The sequence below is a fragment of the Dyadobacter sp. SG02 genome, from assembly GCF_900109045.1.
Lineage (GTDB): Bacteria > Bacteroidota > Bacteroidia > Cytophagales > Spirosomataceae > Dyadobacter.
This window is the reverse complement of sequence record NZ_FNYL01000002.1, coordinates 107838-126071: the sequence shown is the minus strand read 5'-3', so window position 1 is coordinate 126071 and position 18234 is coordinate 107838. Positions and strand designations below refer to the sequence as shown.

The 18234-nt window shown below is 48.2% G+C and carries 15 protein-coding genes; 5 read left to right on the top strand and 10 right to left on the bottom strand.

Annotated elements, in window-relative coordinates:
* Positions 1 to 50: 50 nt before the first annotated feature.
* Positions 51 to 899 (bottom strand): glycerophosphodiester phosphodiesterase family protein, encoded by an 849-nt coding sequence (locus tag BMW93_RS04340; protein ID WP_090373991.1) that lies wholly within the window; start codon positions 897 to 899, stop codon positions 51 to 53.
* 230 nt (positions 900 to 1129) lie between these two features.
* On the opposite strand from BMW93_RS04340, the gene BMW93_RS04335 reads away from it, so the two are divergent.
* The 3 genes from BMW93_RS04335 (at position 1130) to BMW93_RS04325 (ending at position 4154) form a co-directional block, all read left to right on the top strand.
* Positions 1130 to 2158 carry an aldehyde reductase gene (locus tag BMW93_RS04335; protein WP_090373990.1) on the top strand — a complete coding sequence of 343 codons (1029 nt, stop codon included), beginning with the start codon at positions 1130 to 1132 and terminating at the stop codon, positions 2156 to 2158.
* A 28-nt stretch (positions 2159 to 2186) separates the two neighbouring features.
* Positions 2187 to 2993 carry an AraC family transcriptional regulator gene (locus tag BMW93_RS04330; RefSeq protein ID WP_090373989.1) on the top strand — a complete coding sequence of 269 codons (807 nt, stop codon included), beginning with the start codon at positions 2187 to 2189 and terminating at the stop codon, positions 2991 to 2993.
* A 459-nt stretch (positions 2994 to 3452) separates the two neighbouring features.
* A complete protein-coding gene (locus BMW93_RS04325; protein WP_229240206.1) occupies positions 3453 to 4154 on the top strand; it encodes an MBL fold metallo-hydrolase in 702 nt (233 codons plus the stop codon).
* 180 nt (positions 4155 to 4334) lie between these two features.
* Here the strand turns inward: BMW93_RS04325 and BMW93_RS04320 are convergent, their stop codons facing one another.
* From BMW93_RS04320 to BMW93_RS04280, 9 genes are all read right to left on the bottom strand, one after another.
* The gene (locus tag BMW93_RS04320; protein WP_090373987.1) at positions 4335 to 6080 is read right to left on the bottom strand and encodes a RagB/SusD family nutrient uptake outer membrane protein; all 1746 of its coding nucleotides are present in this window, start codon (positions 6078 to 6080) and stop codon (positions 4335 to 4337) included.
* 46 nt (positions 6081 to 6126) lie between these two features.
* Entirely contained in the window at positions 6127 to 9054 is a 2928-nt protein-coding gene (locus BMW93_RS04315) for a TonB-dependent receptor (RefSeq protein WP_229240202.1), read from the bottom strand.
* 346 nt (positions 9055 to 9400) lie between these two features.
* Positions 9401 to 10261, bottom strand: a complete 861-nt coding sequence (locus BMW93_RS04310) for an NAD(P)-dependent oxidoreductase (protein WP_090373985.1) — start codon at positions 10259 to 10261, stop codon at positions 9401 to 9403.
* 85 nt (positions 10262 to 10346) lie between these two features.
* Positions 10347 to 11210: an AraC family transcriptional regulator gene (locus BMW93_RS04305; protein WP_229240200.1), complete on the bottom strand. Its 864-nt coding sequence runs from the start codon at positions 11208 to 11210 to the stop codon at positions 10347 to 10349.
* A 64-nt stretch (positions 11211 to 11274) separates the two neighbouring features.
* The gene (locus tag BMW93_RS04300; RefSeq protein WP_310590231.1) at positions 11275 to 12108 is read right to left on the bottom strand and encodes a helix-turn-helix transcriptional regulator; all 834 of its coding nucleotides are present in this window, start codon (positions 12106 to 12108) and stop codon (positions 11275 to 11277) included.
* Positions 12109 to 12256: 148 nt separating this feature from the next.
* Positions 12257 to 13030, bottom strand: a complete 774-nt coding sequence (locus BMW93_RS04295) for an SDR family NAD(P)-dependent oxidoreductase (protein ID WP_090373984.1) — start codon at positions 13028 to 13030, stop codon at positions 12257 to 12259.
* 291 nt (positions 13031 to 13321) lie between these two features.
* Entirely contained in the window at positions 13322 to 14350 is a 1029-nt protein-coding gene (locus BMW93_RS04290) for a helix-turn-helix transcriptional regulator (protein ID WP_090373983.1), read from the bottom strand.
* 97 nt (positions 14351 to 14447) lie between these two features.
* On the bottom strand, positions 14448 to 15122 hold the full coding sequence (locus BMW93_RS04285) for a hypothetical protein (RefSeq protein WP_143061588.1): 675 nt from the start codon (positions 15120 to 15122) through the stop codon (positions 14448 to 14450).
* 10 nt (positions 15123 to 15132) lie between these two features.
* Positions 15133 to 16116 (bottom strand): carboxypeptidase-like regulatory domain-containing protein, encoded by a 984-nt coding sequence (locus tag BMW93_RS04280; RefSeq protein ID WP_143061587.1) that lies wholly within the window; start codon positions 16114 to 16116, stop codon positions 15133 to 15135.
* Positions 16117 to 16316: 200 nt separating this feature from the next.
* Here BMW93_RS04280 and BMW93_RS04275 point away from each other — a divergent pair, with 200 nt between their 5' ends.
* The gene (locus BMW93_RS04275) at positions 16317 to 17414 is read left to right on the top strand and encodes a sensor histidine kinase (protein ID WP_090374483.1); all 1098 of its coding nucleotides are present in this window, start codon (positions 16317 to 16319) and stop codon (positions 17412 to 17414) included.
* The gene (locus BMW93_RS04270; protein WP_090373980.1) at positions 17411 to 18151 is read left to right on the top strand and encodes a LytTR family DNA-binding domain-containing protein; all 741 of its coding nucleotides are present in this window, start codon (positions 17411 to 17413) and stop codon (positions 18149 to 18151) included. The genes BMW93_RS04275 and BMW93_RS04270 overlap by 4 nt, the downstream gene beginning before the upstream one ends.
* Positions 18152 to 18234: the final 83 nt, after the last annotated feature.

Genomic DNA, 18234 nt, shown 5'->3' with positions numbered 1-18234 from the left:
TCAATTTTAGAAAAAGCCACGCTCTCATTGTCCAGTCGCAAATAAAGATGCTAATCGTGCAAATGTTTCGAGCGTAGATAATGGAGGATTTTTTCAGGCTCATCGGTCTGGATGATATTTGCCCCTTTGCTGATCAGTTCCTGAATGGCGGCGTCCTCTTTCCCTGCCCTGATTTGCTCGTCCGGTTTGCCGAGCGCATTGATCCAGATTCTGGCATTCCCTTTTTTAATCAATCCCGTCACCTGTGCGGTGTAAAATTTTGAGTCGATGTGGATGACTTCGGGATGGTAAAGTCTGAGCGCCGAGTCGGCCATAGCCTCATTGTACGCCCTCGGCATAAGCATGAAGTTTTTCGAAGCCGAATCGACCTTTGAAAGCATGGCATAGTTGCTGTCAAAAAAGAATGCGTTATTGTCCGATCCCGTCTTCTTGACGACTTCAATAACCGGCCCGATGCGATCGGTTTTCAGGTCAAGGTCCACCATGATTTTACCTTTCGCCAGCCGCAATGCTTCTTCAAGGGTTGGGATTTGATGTTCTGTCAATGAGCCGTTTACTTTGAGTCGCAGCTTCCTCAAATCTTCATAAACGACCTCTTCCAGGCTACCTATTCCATTGGTGGTGCGGTCCATTTTCTGGTCATGCATGAGCATCGGAATACCGTCTTTGCTGACCTGAACGTCGATTTCAACGATATCGACCTTTTTATCGATGGCCGCCTGGATTGCGGCGAGTGAATTTTCCGGAAACGTGCTGTGCAATGCCCTGTGGGCAGCGACAAGAATTGTTTTGGAATCGGGCCTCAGAAATTCCGCCCGGATTTTTTCAACCTGATTTTGGGCAAATACAGATTGTGACAGGATCAAAAGGGCAATGACGGCAAATGGTAGGCGCTTCATCAACAGTTTATTTAAATGAAAACAAGGGAGGATTGGAAGAACCACCCGAAACATTACCCCCCTGAATGTTATTCAGGCTATTTGCCAGTCTTTTAAATGAAGACCGGAAAGCATATTTACCAATTCATACGGATTGTTGACTCTGGCCTCTACAACAAGTGGATTTGGACTTTACAACAAGTTACCCCTGGCTTCCATTGCTGAAATTTGGGCTATGAAACTTTCAAGAAATGGAAAATAGAGAAACAGTTTTAGTTACAGGCGGTTCGGGGTTCATCGCTTCTTATTGCATGATTACTTTGCTCAATAATGGATACAAAGTGAGAGCGACACTACGTTCCCTCCGAAAATCGGAGTTGGTAAAAGAAATGCTGAAAGAAGGAGAAATCACTTCTTTCGAAAATTTATCGTTTGCAGAAGCTGATTTGGAAGATGAGGCAAGCTGGGAAAAAGCGGTTCAAGGCTGTCAATACGTAATCCATGTGGCATCGCCCACTCCAAATACCAGTGCCAGGACAGAAGATGATTTTGTCATTCCCGCAAAAAACGGCGTGCTGTTTGTGATGCGTGCTGCCAAAAAAGCAGGTGTAAAAAGAGTGGTGCTCACATCTGCTTTCGGCGCTGTCGGTATGGGAACAACAAAAACAACACCTTATACTGAGGAAGACTGGACGGTCATCAACGATAAGGTCGCGCCATACCAACGCTCCAAAACAATTTCGGAGCAAGCTGCCTGGGATTTTATCGAAAACGAGGGCGCAGGAATGGAACTTTCGGTAGTCAATCCAACGGGTGTTTTAGGCCCGGTTCTGGCAGATGATTACTCGCATTCCATTCAAACCATCAAACAGATGCTCAACGGTGAGGTAAGCGGATGTCCCAAAATGAGTTTCGGCTATGTAGATGTACGTGACGTCGCTGATTTGCATTTTAAAGCGATGACCATGCCACAAGCGAACGGTCAACGTTTCATTGCCGTGGCTGGCAAGTCCATATCGATACTGGATACCGCCAAAATTCTTCGAGAAAACCTGGGCGAAAAGGCAAGTAAGGTTCCGACTAAGGAACTGCCCAATTGGCTGGTAAGATTATTGGCTGTTTTCATTCCCAAACTCAAAATGATCGTGCCGCATTTGGGCTTGGTAAAGGAAGCCAGCAATGAAAAGGCAAAAACGCTTTTGGGCTGGAACCCCAGAAGTAACGAGGAAGCTGTTATTGCCACCGCAAAAAGTTTGATACATTTGAATTTAGTAAAATGAAAGAGATGAAAGTAATAAAATTGGCTGAATGAAAATTTCGGAAATAAAATCCTGTTTCATTGGTCCTGCTCTTTCCGCAGAACAATTCATCGCCGAACATTTCTTTTTGTTTCTGGCCAAGGGGACTATGAATGGATATGACGGTAACAAACATTATGTTCTGAAAGCGGGCGAAAGTTGCCTGGTACGCAAAAACCGGCTGGCCCGATACAACAAAGTGCGTGATAACAATGAATTCGAGAAGGTGATTATCTTTTTAGATGAGGCGTTTTTAAAAGCTTTTCAGAAAAAGCATTCCATAGTGTTTAAAAATTTTGCTTCAAAAGACGCATTCATCAGGCTGAAAAAGGATGACCTGATCAATAGTTTTTTATTGTCGTTGGAACCATACTACAACAATTCCGGAAACATCAGTCCCATGTTTTCTGATGTAAAAAGAGAAGAGTTGCTGCTCATTCTACTACAACTACATCCTGAGTTATCAGATATTCTTTTCGACTTTGGCGTTCCCGGCAGATTGGATCTGGAAAAGTTCATGCAGCAGAATTACAAGTTCAATGTCGGCATGGAGCGGTTTGCTTTCCTCACCGGTCGTAGCTTATCGGCATTTAAGCGGGATTTCAAAACCATATTCAATGAAACTCCGAGTCGCTGGCTGGTAAAAAGACGTTTGCAGGAAGCCCGGTTTCTCATCGAGGAGAAAAAACAAAAGGCTGCTGACATTTATCTTGATTTAGGCTTTGAAGACATCACCCACTTTTATTTTGCTTTCAAAAAAGAGTTTAGAACAACTACCAGTGAAATGAATGAAGGCAAAGAAAAGTCAGGCTACTAAAAAAGCATAGCTCGGCCTTTGATCGTATTGACAACCTTTGTTAAGGTACCTGACGTCCCAACGCCCTAAAAGGTTCTGATTCCTGTTCTGCTTGTACATTAAAACCCTGAGACGCAATCAGCAGATAACGATGCGTGCTGGTTACCTCTTACTTTTTGACGTACAACAAATACCGAAGTCGGCCCATGTACTTTGATTCGGGCCACCCGTAGCTTTGGCAAACGATTCAGCATCGTATTTACATTTTCAAATCATCAACCATTAAAAACAATATGATGTACCTGCCGTAAAGGTGGCAATGTTGCAAGCTGGTGCGGTGATCAGGCAGGTGCTCGCCCACTAGTCGGCGCGATGCCTTCCCGGTTCCGAATGCGGAATAATTCAATTTCAAATTTTCGATTTATTAAGATGCAAATTACAAGATTATCATGGGCCGGCCTTATGCTGGAAAGTGGGGCCATGACCCTATACATTGATCCGTTACAGAATGTCGCCGCCATGGCACCGTTTATCGGCGAGCCGATATTTCCGGTGCTACCGGTACCTTCCTCTAAAACGCCGGGAAGGGCGGCGCTCATTACGCATGTTCACCAGGATCATTTTGACCAGCCGCTACTTCGCGAGCTGATTCGGGAAAACGGCGACATTTACGGTCCCCCCGCCGTTCGCGCGGCAGGGCTCGAAAACGGGTTATTGATCAATAGCGTGCGATTACACGAAACATTCACGCTGGGCGTATTTGAAATTACGCCTGTACCGGCGGTTGACTGGATAGGTGACGAGCAGGTCTCTTATATCGTCAGTGACGGCACGGACACCATCTTCCATGGCGGCGACACCAACTGGCATGGCCACTGGTGGCCTATTGCCCGGCATTACGGCCCATTTGATGCCGCCTTTTTACCGGTAAATGGTGTTGTAGGGGGTGTTCCCGGGGTATTACCGCTAGCTGAAATGCCTGGAACCATGACTCCCATTCAGGCGGTGACCGCCACACGCATACTCGGCTCGAAAATGCTGGTACCTATGCATTACGGGCAATTTGACAACCCTCCCATGTATACCGAATTTCCCGATCTCGAAAACACTCTGAGCAAAGCGGGAGCGGATCAAAATGTTGAAATCAGAAGACTCGCAGACGGAGAGGTGTTGCGATTCTGATCTTGGCAACCTTCAAATTTGAGTTGATAATCAAGGTTATTTTAACTACGAAAGTGTATAAAATCCACCTTTGTAGTTAAAATAACCTTTGACAACTTCTTCTTTGGCGCGAAATGCTTTTCGTCCAATCAGCCTGCCGGCGATAATCCCTCAGCCCTTTCAAAGCTGGCCAGATTGGATTTAATATCCCTGATTTTGTACCAGGAATCCTTCCTCGCTGGAAGCTCCGTCGATCGCTCTCTGTGGGATCGGGAATAGTCGTTTGTTGACATTGCTATCCGTTTTTTCCGTCCATTTGCCCTCGTATTTTCCGAAACGGATCTGGTAATTTCTTCTGAATGCTTCCCAATACAGCTCAAATCCCGACTCGCGGAACAATATATCGAGGTCGATTTTGGTCAGCGCTTTTGGCGTCTGGGCCGGTCGGGCATTTCTTGAAGTTCTCAATGTGTTGATGTCGGCCAGAGCCCCGGCATTGTCGCCGTTCCTCAGCTTCGCTTCGGCGCGCATCAGGTAAATCTCTCCAAGCCGTATCAAAACCAGGTCGACACTGCTGTAACTGCAGCAGTTGTTACCGGTATGACTAAACTGATACTTTGAAAACCGGTAGCCCGTGTTGTGCAAGCTGCCCGGGCCGGTAAAATCGACATTGCGTATATGATTTACGTAAGTCAGGTTAGCGCCGCTCGTTCTTCTGTTGATCACCGGGTATATTCTTACCTTACCGTCGCTGCATTTCAAAATATTACCGCTGCCGTCCTTTCTGGGACCCCAGATAATTCCACGAAGAATTCCCCTGTCCATTTCAAACTGCGTGTCCTGAACGCAATAATAATGCTCCGCATCATTCAGCGGGGTAACTCCGGTAAGGTCTTTCAGATTCTCAGGTACGATTGTATTTTTCTTAAAGAAGCGAGCGTCGGCATCGGCCGGATCTACACTTCCATTGGCATCCACCCAGGTTTGATAAAAGTCGGGCGTCACCGCTACCGCGTCCGTCCCGCGCGTGTTGGGAAACTCAGGTCTTGGTATCTGGTCACCGGATATCGACCAATATGCCCAGCGCTGTTGATCGGTTTCCAATACTCCCCGCTGGTCAAGCGCAAAAATAAGCTCCTTGTTGGTATGGTTATCGTCGCTGAACAAATCGAAATATTCAGAAGCCAGGGAGTACGGTCCCGCAATGATTTCATTGGTATATTGAATCACCTTATCCATATCCTCCTTCTTGAATTCAGGCTTACCGTATGGATCGCGATAGACGGCAGCATTCAGATACAAACGCGCCAGCAAAGCTTTTACCGCATTTTGGTTTATCCTGCCCGGGTCATTGTTTTTGCTGATTACATCCACCACCGATAAAAGCTCGCTTTGGATGTAATTGATAGCTTCCTGTCCTCTCAGGATTTGAGACACATCACCCGAAAGCTCTTTTTTGAAAACCAGGCCCCAGTTGTCAAGTAACATCATATTGAGGTATGCCTTCATGGCAACCATTTCGTAGTAAGCGGCCTGCGCACTTGCATTACCGTCCTTAGCCGCTGCATTTAATCTTTCTGCTGCAATGACGGCTCTCGATAAAGTCAGAGTGATATTCGTCCAGGTATCGCCAACCAGGGCATTGCTCGGGGTCGTCAAATGCTGGTAAATCGCGATATACTTGCCACCATCGTACCAGTCGGTACCTCCGCGGTAAGGGAGAATACCTTCATCGGAAGCAACCTCCTGAAGTCCGAACTGCGCAGTATGCAACCACACGCCAGATCGGAGAAGGCCATATACCGGAGCTATCGACCCACTTACAAGCTCCGCCTGGCCCGTTCCCGTGAGAGACTCATCCAGAATTTCCTCATCCAGTGTAGTACAACCGAAAAAAGCCAGTAAAGCGACTATGGGTAACGCTTTATTAAATCCTATATTTTTCATTACAATTTGATTATCAATGTATTACTAAATGACCCGTCTATTTTTACTAAAATGTCACATTAAGACCGAGCAGGAAAGTTCTTGCCTTCGGATAGGTAAACCGGTCGATACCAAATGTCTGGATTCCGCCGGAAGCAGATCCTGTATTAACCTCCGGATCAAAACCTGAATAACTGGTTATGACGAACAAATTCTGGCCCGTTAGCGTAAGACTGGCGCGCTGGATGGAACTCCCCAGCTTCGTACCGGCCAAATTCAGATTGTAAGCCAGCGTAGCATTGTTCAGCCTCATGAAAGAGCCGTTTTCGAGATAACGGGTCGACACAACATTGGCATTGCTCAGCGCCTCATTCGGATATTTAGTGGCAACATCAGTAGTGTTGTTAGACTTCGCCAATTGTGCCCTGCTGAACAAAGTCATGGTCGTGTGGTTAAAAATCTTATTGCCAGCTACCCCATTAAAATTCAGGCCCAGATCAAAAGCCTTGTATTTGAAATTAAGGTTATATCCATAGATGATTTTAGGGATCGCGCTGCCCACCACGACACGGTCGTTGTCCAATATCGCCCCGTCTCCATTGGCATCTCTGAATTTATTCTGACCATTGTCCGGATTAATTCCATCAAACTGGTACATATAGAATGCGCCCAAAGGCTGACCATTGATGTAGCCGTTGATAGTCGCCCCCGATTGGCCGGCACCCTGAGCGGCCCCGGTAGCCAAAACCGCATAAGGTGACTTCTTAACGACGTTTTTAATGTAGGTCAGATTACCTCCGATAGTGTACGAGAAGTCACGTTTCGGGTCGCTGCTGTAATTCAAAGTCAGCTCGACACCATTGTTCTGGATTTTCATATCCGGGATATTCGTCCAGTATGTGGAAGTAGGCTGAATAGGATCGGCAGGAACAACTTCCAGAAGTATGTTGGAAGATTGCTTGTTAAAATAATCGAGGGTCCCGCTCAATCTGGATTTGAATAGTGCGAAATCTATACCTAAATCTGCCTGCGTGGACACTTCCCATTTCAAATTAGGGTTTGCCAATCTCGTGTAAATAATCCCGTATGGATAGCCTTGCAGCGAAGTAGCATCGGTATCGATAGGATACGTACTTACGCTTCCTGTACCTGTTTGCAGGCGCTGCTCCAAATAGCTTGCTTTGGTAATTTTTGACGGGATCTCCTGATTACCGGTCTGTCCCCAGCTTGCGCGTAGTTTCAGGTTGCTGAACATCGAATGGTTCATGAAATCCTCCTTGCTTATATTCCACCCCAGGGCGAAAGAAGGAAAATACCCGTATTTGTTGTTCTGTCCGAACTTGGAAGAACCATCGGCCCGAAACGTACCCGTAACCATATATTTATCCGCATATATATAGTTTACTCTGCCGAAGAAAGATTGCAGCTCATTTTTTAAAGCATCCGAACTGACCGCGGTCGGCAGTGCGGTTGTGCTCGTGTGGTCCTGGTAAATAGGATCGATATTGTTGTTTGCAAAGCCGCGGTAGGTCGTGTTTCTGCCTTCATCCAAAAACTTTTGGAAAGAATGGCCCGCCAGGAGCGTAACACTATGATTATTACGGAACCAGTTATACGTCAGCGTATTCTCAACAAGTTGATTGGTATTTCCGCTTATCGTATTATCCAGAACGCCATTGGAAACATCGGACTCGTTAACAACCGCCGGGAAGGGCTTGTACTGCTGATTTCTGGTTGTAGTGGAATAATCAACACCAAAATTCAGTTTGTAAGTCAGGCCATCGAGGATTTCTATCGACGGTGAAATATTGGCGAGGATACGGTGATTGATAGCCTTGTCACTGAACAAATTATACCGGGCAAGCGGATTCAATGCATTGGTATTCAGCAAGGTAGGCACACCATTGGTGTAAGGAGCGATCGTCGGGTTCAAACTAAGCATATCACTCATGGTAGAAGTGATATCCGGTCGCAAATTTTCCGTGCGGGAAGCCGTTAAATTGTAGTCGATTTTTAACCTGCCGTTGAATGCCTTCTGGTTCAAATTCAATTTGCCTGAATAACGTTTCAGCCTGCTGTTTTTCAGTATCCCTTCCTGATTCTGGTAACCTACGGAAGTGAAATACGAGAAATTTTCGCTGTTGGCTCCACTCATGGACAAGTTGAGGTTGTTCGAAGCGCCTGTTTGCGACAATTCATCCTGCCAATTCGTATTGGCTCCGAAATCCTGCAAAGTCCCGCCTGTGGCCACAACCTCCCTGCGAAAATCGTCAGCGCTGAAAACATCTATTTTATTAGCCATGGACGATATCGCCGTGGACGCCGACAAAGTCATTTGCGGTTTTCCCTTACCCTTTTTTGTGGTAATTACGACAACCCCGTTTGATGCCCTCGACCCATATACCGCTGTCGCACTGGCATCTTTGAGTACATCGATACTTTCAATATCGCCGGGGTTGATGAAGTTCAGCGGGTTGGTGGGAACACCGGTGGAGGAGTTGTCAAGCAAAAACCCGTCGACTACGTACAGGGGCTGCGTTCCTGACCGTAGACTACCGATACCCCTGATAATGATATCCTGCGCGGCCCCTGGTTCACCGCTATTTGCGGCGATGGAAACACCGGCCAGCTTGCCTTGCAGTAATTCACCCGGGTTCGTGACAACGCCCCTGTTGAAACCCTCACTGCTGATGGAAGAGATAGCGCCGGTAATGTCCGACCTTTTCTGAGTGCCGTAGCCAACTACAACCACCTCATTCAATTGGGAAAGGTCCTGACGTAACTGGACAACTATCGACGATTGCCCGCCTACGGAAATTTGTTTGGTGGCGTATCCGACAAAAGAAACCACGAGAACGGCGTCAGCATCGGCATCCATAACAAATTTCCCTTCGGCATTCGTTGAGGTACCTTTTGTCGTGCCTTTGACGACAACAGTTGCTCCTGGCAGCGGCGCCCCGGCCTCATCTGTAACCGAACCCGAGACGGACTGCATAACAGGCTCAGGATTTGAAACAGAAGCTTCTACCTGTAACGAAAGTTTTGTATTAACACCCGCGGGAAACGCCTGGGCCGGATAAGTATTTAGTACAACCCAAGGCAAACACGCGGAAAGACCTAGGAGTCTTGATAGGGGTAATTTTGAACGCATAAAATTGAAGTTTTACTTATGATCCGGGTTCAAAATTACTTTCGGGGAGGTAAGAGGTCAGTTAATACGCATTACCATTGTATTAACAAAAAGTTACCTGGTTTTCGAGGTTGAGCGCCACAGACCCTGGTAACAAATCCGGGGAAAAGGCATCCGAATTTTTCAATGCCGCTAAGCACACGGTTTACGGCTACAAAATATCAAGATCGCGGGCCACGTAGTAGCTAGGTACCAATGGCCGGAAGCCGGTTTTCCTTCGTAGTTTGGAAATATCCTGAACGCCCTGGAAAGGGTCTTGTAGCGGCCCTTCCGTTTCCTCAAAGGTATCTGCTGCTTTTCCGACAGAATCAGCCAGTTCATACAAAGTGATCGGTGCATCGTCGGCTACGTTGAAGATCTCGCCATCCAACCCTTCGATGGTGAGCAGCAGGATCAGTGCCTGCGCGACATCCAGGTGATGTACCATATGCATTCGCGAACCAGAATGCATGTTCAGCTTTTTAATGTATGGGATAATTTCGGCGATATGCGGGTCTTTATCTCCGTAAACAAAGCCAAGACGCAGGATACGGACATCAAATCCCTGATTTTGCTGCATCCCGATCAATTCCCTTTCTGCGGCGATCTTGCTGGAAGAGTAAGCGCGCGGATCGTTGATATCCACCCGTTCCTCTTCTGTTGCCGGCCGGTGGTAACCTGAACCGTACACATTAGAGGTGCTGGTAAAAACAAATCGTTTGACACCTGCCTCGTGTGCAGCCTGGGCTAGTGCGATACTTCCCTCGCGGTTGGTTTTGATGATACCTTCGTTATCTGTAAAGGTCCGGAAGAGCGCGGCAAGGTGGATCACGGCATCCATGCCGTAAACGGCCGCTGGCAGTGTGGCTGGTTCATACAGGTCGCCGGTGATGGGTGTCGCACCGAGTTCAATCAGTTCGACGGCCTTTGCAATGTCCCTGACCAATATCGATACATCAAAGCCTTTGGCTATCAGCCGCGGCACTAAACGGCTGCCTACTTTTCCTGTTGCTCCTGTTACTAAAATTTTCATTGTTGAATGATTTAATATTTACAAGGCAAAATTAGGCCGCAGCTGGGCGGACAGCCAATCAATATCAAACCAATAACTATGATTTTCAAACCTTCCGGAAAGCGTTCGGTGTGCTGCCCGTCAGGCGTTTAAAATAGTTGTTAAAGTAGGCTGGGTATTCAAACCCAAGCGCGTAAGCGATCTCGGCCACGCTCCAATCACTATGTTGCAACAGTGCTTTCGCCTCGGCAATAATGCGTGCGGATATATGCGCCGAAGTAGTTTTGCCCGTCGTTTCCCTGACAGACCGGTTCAGGTAATTGACATGTACATTTAAATGCCTGGCATAGTCCTGAGGAGTGCGTAAGCGGAGCGGTTCGTCGCTGCGCTCTATCGGGAACTGTTTTTCTAGCAGGTCAATAAACAGGTGTGCGAGGCGGCTTTCGCCATTTCGGAAGGTGGAGCTGTGCTGCGCGGGCTGTATTCGAAGGGCCTCGTGGATGATGAGCGTCATGTAGTTTTTGATCAGATCGCTCTTATAAAGATAGTCGCCATCATATACTGACAACATTTTCTCAAAAAGGCTAGTCATAAATGCAGCTTGTTCTGCATTAAGGGATACGACCGGGTTTTCGCCGACCCTGAAAAGCGGGGAGTCCTGTAAATCCCGCCCATTGAGGAAGGTTTCGGTAAAGATACAGGCGTAACCACTGGTACGGTTGATACGGCGGACAAGCGCGTGCGGCACTTGCGGGTTGACGAAAAAGAGTGCGGTTCCTTTGATGTCCAGAAGCTGACCACCGTAATCAATGGTCATATCGCCGTTGACCAAACCCATTTTGTAAAAGTCGCGCCGCCCGGCTTTGACCGGAACATCCGTCGATTCCGGAAGGGCATGAACTTTAAAACCTTTGAGTCGGAGGTCCTCCTCATTGAGTCCGGGTATTCCAATCGTTTCTTCATTTCGCATGGGGCAAAGTTAATAAAATCAATCCTTTGCCATCCTTAAATTGATTTACCCTAAACGAATGTTTTTACGTGAACGAAGCCCTAAATTCCATCGGAGATTGATTGGTTTTGTTTTTAAACAGCTTGCTGAAACTTTGCGAATGTTCAAAACCGAGCTCATAAGCGATTTCGGACATGCTTAACTGCGTCGTCGTCAGCCGCTCTTTGGCTTTTTCGATTAATTTTTCGTGGATATACTGCTGGGCATTCTGCCCGATCAGCGAACGGAGCATATCGCTTAGGTAACCTGGCGAGAGGTTCAGTTTTTCGGAAAGAAATTGAACCGTAGGAACCCCGTCATGAAGGGATTGCTGGCTGTTCAAATGATGATCCAGTATGGCTTCTGTTTTGGACAGGATGTCATCGTTGACCACTTTGCGGGTAATGAACTGCCGCTTGTAGTAGCGGTTGACATAGCTCAACAGCAATTCAATATGGGCGATCATGAGCTCCTGACTGAACTCATCCACACGGCTGTTGAGTTCCTTTTCCATATTCCTGTAAATCGACAGGATATTTTCCTTTTCCGTGTCGGATAAATGCAGTGCTTCATTGGCTGAATATGCGAAATAACCGTATTGCCTGATTTTACTTGCCAAAGGATGGCCCAGTAAAAAATCGGGATGTATGAGCAGGATGTAACAATAGGTCCTGCTATTATAATCCGTGCTGCCCACCAATTGGTTAGGCGCCAGGAACAGCATGCTTCCTTCATCGTAATCATAGTAATCCCGTCCGTATTTCAGCCTTCCGTTGTTATCGGTAATGAAAGTGATTTTATAGAAGCTAAGCACGTCATAGATCGGCGCCATGCTTGTATTAAAAGGGTTGCGCTCGTTGAAATGCACAAGGCTGATCAAAGGATGTTGAGGTTTGGGCAAGCCAAAAGCCTCATGCGTTTCCGATATCGTTATGAACCGTATCAATTTGTCGTCCTTAGTTTTCATCATATAAATGTATCAAAACCCCGTGACTGTTTCCAGCCACAGGATTTTGACTCTGTTACTATTACCACGGAACAATGTTGTCTGCTCCGGCATAATGAGCGGGGCCGGTAAAACTTCCTGTCGGCAGGTCTTCTGACAACGCCACCCTTATTGGTTCCATAGACCCCTCCTCCACCGAATCGGTCCCCTGAAAATTATTCAGAGCCGTTGCAGTAAAACCAGGACTTACCAGGTGTACTTTGATATTGGTATTCGCTAAATCGATGGCCAGCGAAAGGAAAACGCCATTAAGCGCAGTTTTGGATGCCCCATAGACGGCATCGAACGCTGAGCGGTATGGATTAGCTGGATTGGCATTCAAAGTAAGAGAACCCAAAGCGCTCGACACGGTCACAATCCGCGCTTTCTCAGCCTTCCTTAATAAAGGTAAAAAGGCTTGTGTCACAGCAAGTGTACCAAATACATTCGTTTCCCAAACCGTTTTCATTTCGTCCATAGGCGCGACACTGGGGCGCTGGGCTCCAAGGACCTCTTCCATCGTGCGCCCAAGTGTTCCTGCATTGGAGATGGCTGCGTTATTAACCAGCAGCGTCAGGTATCCGGCTTCGCTTTGAATTTGCCTTACCGCCGCATCGATGGATTGAGAATCGGTAATATCCAATTGAACGGCTTTTGACTGTTTTCCAAGCTCGGTAGCAGCAATATTCCCCTTTTCCTGGTTTCTGGCACCGACGTAAACGGTATAGCCTTCCTCAGCAAGTGATTTAGCGATCTGGTATCCCACGCCTGTATTTGCTCCTGTCACCAGTGCCACTTTCTTTATTTCCGTCTGCATATTATTTTTAATTTTTACACAGCAAATTTCCGCGATCGTGACAAAGCGCTTGTAGCCGGAACAGGAAATGTTGTAGCCAAATTGAGGGTGCAGGCCGTATTGATCTACTAACAGGCGGTACCTTGGCTATCTGCGCGACTTCTCGTCATCGCCGACATCACCATTTCATAAAATAGGCGGAATGGATGTGCAGCAAACTTGTATCAGATCACTGTTGTTCGATCACCACTTTGCCGGTATAGCTGCTCGGCTGGGCGTAGCGGTATGCTTCCTGAAATAAATGAAAGACAATTAGTAATGACAAGCCGTTAATGGTTGAAAGGCCTGGCTTCGATGTCGGAAATCGGAAGGCTTCGATCCGTGATAACCTTTGAATGCTGTCGAAAAATGTTGGGGATGTTCGTAGCCGAGCATCCGGGAAATGTCTTCTATGCTTTTCGAGGTGTTCAAAAGCAATTGGGCTGCGAAATCCATTCTCAGCTTGCGCAGATAACTGAAAATCGTCGTGCCGAACAGCTCCTTAAACCCTTTTTTAAGCTTAAATTCATTGAGCAGACAAATCCGGCCGAGTTTGGACAAACTGAAATCTTCTAGAAAATGGGCATCCAGGAATGTTTTCAGCTCATGCAGACGCCCGATTTCCGCGGCATTCAAACCGGGTGCATGGCAGGCAGCATCCTGCATTTGTCCAAGTTGCAGTGCCAACAGCTCCAAAACTTTCGACTGTACAAGCAAATTACGTATGGCCCCCGTTTGTGAACATTGCTTGATGTCTCTGATCACCTTCATCATGTATGGCGTAACATCCGGATTTCTTTCTTTTCCGGCAAATGGACTTTCGTTCGCCATAGCTTTCTGCGCGCGCTCGCTCCAACGGTCATCGCATCCGATGAGCTCCGAAAAATATCGTTTACCTATGCTAATATGGAACATTTCAACCTGCTCGCCAGCCTTGACATTGTTCCGAAAACCGCCTTCCGGCGAAAAAATAAGGTTGTGCTGACGGGGGTTCATGACAAGCTCGCCGCTAATGCCCGTGAACCGGGTATTCATCCGGCCGGACATTTGAAAGTTAATATTCACCGTATCCGCCGGACTATTCTCAACGATACTCACATCCCTACCAACCTGCCAATGCAGGTTCATCACATGCATGTCCGGGAATAGCAGGCTCCTGAATTTCAATGTCCCTACTTCCGTTTGCTGGCATATATCGATTTCATTTCTATTAACCAAAACAGCCTCCGGCCGGAGCAACTGCGGATTGGGAAATGAATCGATGCGGAAAACATCGGCAGAGTTGATAACAGCTGTCGCCATTTGTTTGTATCGGTTTTGACAAAAGGACCAAGGAAAGAAACTGAACAGAAAAAAACAGTTTTTGTCGACAGATAACGCGATCTATCGACAAAAACTCCTACTTCTCAGGGATTGCTGCGATCGCTTGCTGCTCCTGCTTGTGGATAGGCTTGCCATAGATCAGATCCTGCGCGGCGACGCTGATCGTCGCACCGATTTCCAGCGCCAGCTGACTGTCGTAGTCGCCGCCATAGTATTCGTAATTGCATCGCTTGTTTGCGAGTAGGTCGATCAGCGGCCGCAACGCCGGGTGGTCGGTCACAATGGGCTGTGCTTCATATTCATAACCCGACGACGAGCTACGCGGCGGATTGACGCACATCATGTTCAATTGGGCTAAATACTGCTCCTTAGGCGGAACTTCGATCGTGACGACCGTCAATAACAGGCCATTTTGCGCTTCGACCGTTTTACTGACAAACATGAGCCCCGGCGGCAGTTTCAATGTGATAGGCTTATCGGTTTCGTTATAAAAGTTAAGGCATACAGCAACACCGCCACCGTGGCCGAAAAGTCTTTTTTGCTTATATATCGCGTCAAAACACTCATCGCCGGTACCGGGTTCGCCAACCAGTCGTAACCCAACCGGCCAAACGAACGGTACACCTTCGGGCCGTTCCTCGGAACGCCCGAATCCTTTTGCGAACTGGAAGGACGGATCATCATCCTTTCCGCTTTTACTGCATGCCAGACCCAGCAGCGACAGGTTAAGTATCAGGAACAGCTTTTTCATAACCATCATATCAAATCCTTTCAAGCCTCAATACTACCGCCTGCCAGTTACCACGGTGTGCCGGGACCATTGCCGGCGTTACCTGCCACGAGGGTGTATACAGGATGCCCGCAGTTCCTACGGCCGTACGGGGTTTGAGCCCGAATTTCGGGTATGCGCTCGCGTAGGTACCGCTTTCCGTGATTCGCAGCTCACGGCCACCCCGGAGCCTGGCTTTGATGGTGTATTTACCTACCGGTATATTTAGGATCACCAGCCCGGAATAGCCGATCTTTTTGTAGATCTTAAACGATTTTGTCTCACCGTAAAAACCGGGACCGTCGGGTATGAGGTCGATCTCGATTTCTCCGTCTTCCGGTAGGTAATTCGGCACATTGTTGTCCCAATCTACCTGGTAGTCAAAGCTAATGGCGCCGCCGTAATAGTTGGAAGGATTGCCCGGTTGCTGCAAAACATTGTCCTTGTTCCCTACCCCGAATGATTGTAGCACAAAATTCTTCACCATACCCGTTTCGGAAGCGAAGCCGGAGGTATTATCGTCTGCCGGGGTCAGGCCCACGACCGCCCTGCTGCCGCCATAGTCGATGGTGTAGCCGGTGGCATAATAATGCACGGCGCCTATGGGGAGGTTGATTTCGTAGTACCCATTCTCATCCGATTCTGCGGAAGCGCCCGAATAAGCACCACCGATGACGGTCACACGTGCGCCTACGTATGCTCCCTTCACAGGTTTGCCCGCGAGATCGGCCACGTAGCCGCGCAGGATGCCCTTGCGGACGTCGAGCGAAGGGAATTTCGGCGATCGCGGCTGCATGTCGCCCATGACATTCACGGCAAACTCGTCGCCGGCGACGGAAAATGTCTCCTGCCCGGTCACGGCCGGCAGCGAGGGCTGGTCCGGCCAGCCTTGCTGGGGCCCGGCGTCCGGGTCGGTGGTGGTGCAGCCTGTCCATAACAATGCTGCCCAGCATAAATGCTTCATTCTAATTTTCATGACTAATCATTGACTGTTTCGGGACGCAAGTTAAAATGCCGGCGGGCGGGCAATGAAATTTGGTCGACAGACTCCAACTTCCGGCGACCAATGCGGTAAAGCGCCTCTGAATATCGCCAACCGTCATTTTTCGTCGCCTAAAACTGCTTTTTGTCGACAATTTTCTTTAAAAACTGCCGGTAAAAAGTATGTTTGTAAATATGAAGAGTCACCCCCTGTTAACAACCAAACCCATCCTGAGACAAGCGCTGTTCTGGCTATGCGCCGCTGCGCTGCTGACCTTCATTTATGGCACAGCCTACAAAAGTTACTGGCTGGGTATCAGCACGGTATTAATGCTGTTACCCGTGCATATTTGCTATTACTATGTGCTCTCCGGGCCTGTGTTCACCCGTCTTTTTCTTCAAGAGAAATATCTGCAAACACTCGTGGCGCTCGCCCTTTGCCTGCTATTGGCAGCGGTCTTCTACCGACTGGTCGAAATCTTCATCTCGGACCCATTTATTTACCAATATTACAAACAGCAGGACGCCCGTTTCACGTGGACGAAGCTGGACGGAAACTGGCAGGCCCAACTGCTTAGTCCGACCGATTTTGTGAATGCAGTGGAAAGGAGCAATGTGGTCGTCTGGATCGGCATTGCCCTGAAATTTGTGTTGCTGTGGATCGAACGGCGGGAAGCTGCGTTTCAGGCAGAGCTCAACATTTTAAAAGGGCAGCTGCACCCGCACTTTCTGTTTAATTCCCTCAACAACCTGTACGCATTCGCGCTGGCGAGCTCCTCGAAGACGCCTGAAATCATCTTGCGGATAGCTAATGTGCTCCGGTACATGCTGTATGAATGTTCGTCGGACAAAGTGCTGCTCGAAAGGGACATCGAGATTTTGAGGGATTATATTGATTTAGAGCAAATGCGGTATGAAAGCCGGCTCGACCTGAACCTGGACATCACCGGCGAGGTTCGCGCTCAGAAAGTTGCGCCGCTGCTCATGTTCCCGCTCGTTGAAAATGCATTCAAACATGGTGCCAGCGAAACGATCGGCACACCGTGGATTAATATTGAAATCAATGCGGATGAGCGGCGCGTAGTGTTCAAGATCAGCAACAGTAAGTCGGACGTACCCGAGGCTGCTGCCAGCCAGCGCAGCCCTGGGGCGATTGGCTTGAAAAACATCCGCAAGAGGCTTGAACTGCTCTACCCCGGCCGGCACCATTTCGAGTGGTTCGACGAGCAGGACGTTTTCCTGGCCGAACTGGAACTTTCGCTTTTGCCAGCACCAACCCGCGACCGATCATGAAAATCCGCACGCTCATCGTCGACGACGAACCCCATGCCATCGAGATTATCGAACGGTATGCCGCCCACGTACCCGAAATCGAGATCACCGGAACGTGCGCGAACGCGATCAAGGCTTATCAGGTTTTGCAAACAACACCCATAGACCTGATTTTCCTCGACATAAAAATGCCCGGCCTCTCGGGTACGGACTTGCTCCGCAGCCTGAAAACCCCACCGATGGTCGTGCTCACAACCGCTTACCCGGAGCACGCCATGGACGGGTTCGAGCTAGATGTGGTGGATTACCTGCTTAAACCCATTTCCCTACCACGTTTCCTACGAGCGGTGGATAAAATCCTGTTCAATTTTAAAGGGACAAAACCCGCCACCGCTACCGAACCGCAGGCCGAAGTGCAGAAGGAGCATTACCTGTATTTACGTGTGGATCGGCAATATGTAAAAGTCAACACGCGGGACATTCTCTGGATCGAAAGCGTGAAGGATTATCTTAAAGTGATCACGCCGGGTGAAGTTTTTATTTCCAAACAAAAGATCAGCCTGGCCGAAAAACTGCTTCCCTCGGGCCAGTTCCTACGCATTCACCGCTCGTTTATCGTTCCCCTGGACAAGGTAGAACGAATGCATCCCAACCACGTGATAGTGGATGGGAGACAGTTGCCCGTTGGTCGCAACTACAAGCAAAGCTGTATCCGGCATTTTTTGCCGGAAGAAGTGGTGCGCGTTCAGTGCTCCTAAACCGCACCGTCTCCGGTAATACTGTTAGGAAGTCGAAGCTGCCAATAATAAAAAGGTTATCGTGGATAAGGCCGTTGGCACCT

Coding starts and splice junctions, on each gene's coding strand:
- BMW93_RS04340 (WP_090373991.1), bottom strand. CDS start 899: ATGAAGCGCCTACCATTTGCCGTCATTGCCCTTTTGATCCTGTCACAA.
- BMW93_RS04335 (WP_090373990.1), top strand. CDS start 1,130: ATGGAAAATAGAGAAACAGTTTTAGTTACAGGCGGTTCGGGGTTCATC.
- BMW93_RS04330 (WP_090373989.1), top strand. CDS start 2,187: ATGAAAATTTCGGAAATAAAATCCTGTTTCATTGGTCCTGCTCTTTCC.
- BMW93_RS04325 (WP_229240206.1), top strand. CDS start 3,453: ATGACCCTATACATTGATCCGTTACAGAATGTCGCCGCCATGGCACCG.
- BMW93_RS04320 (WP_090373987.1), bottom strand. CDS start 6,080: ATGAAAAATATAGGATTTAATAAAGCGTTACCCATAGTCGCTTTACTG.
- BMW93_RS04315 (WP_229240202.1), bottom strand. CDS start 9,054: ATGCAGTCCGTCTCGGGTTCGGTTACAGATGAGGCCGGGGCGCCGCTG.
- BMW93_RS04310 (WP_090373985.1), bottom strand. CDS start 10,261: ATGAAAATTTTAGTAACAGGAGCAACAGGAAAAGTAGGCAGCCGTTTA.
- BMW93_RS04305 (WP_229240200.1), bottom strand. CDS start 11,210: ATGCGAAATGAAGAAACGATTGGAATACCCGGACTCAATGAGGAGGAC.
- BMW93_RS04295 (WP_090373984.1), bottom strand. CDS start 13,030: ATGCAGACGGAAATAAAGAAAGTGGCACTGGTGACAGGAGCAAATACA.
- BMW93_RS04290 (WP_090373983.1), bottom strand. CDS start 14,350: ATGGCGACAGCTGTTATCAACTCTGCCGATGTTTTCCGCATCGATTCA.
- BMW93_RS04285 (WP_143061588.1), bottom strand. CDS start 15,122: ATGAAAAAGCTGTTCCTGATACTTAACCTGTCGCTGCTGGGTCTGGCA.
- BMW93_RS04280 (WP_143061587.1), bottom strand. CDS start 16,116: ATGAAAATTAGAATGAAGCATTTATGCTGGGCAGCATTGTTATGGACA.
- BMW93_RS04275 (WP_090374483.1), top strand. CDS start 16,317: ATGAAGAGTCACCCCCTGTTAACAACCAAACCCATCCTGAGACAAGCG.
- BMW93_RS04270 (WP_090373980.1), top strand. CDS start 17,411: ATGAAAATCCGCACGCTCATCGTCGACGACGAACCCCATGCCATCGAG.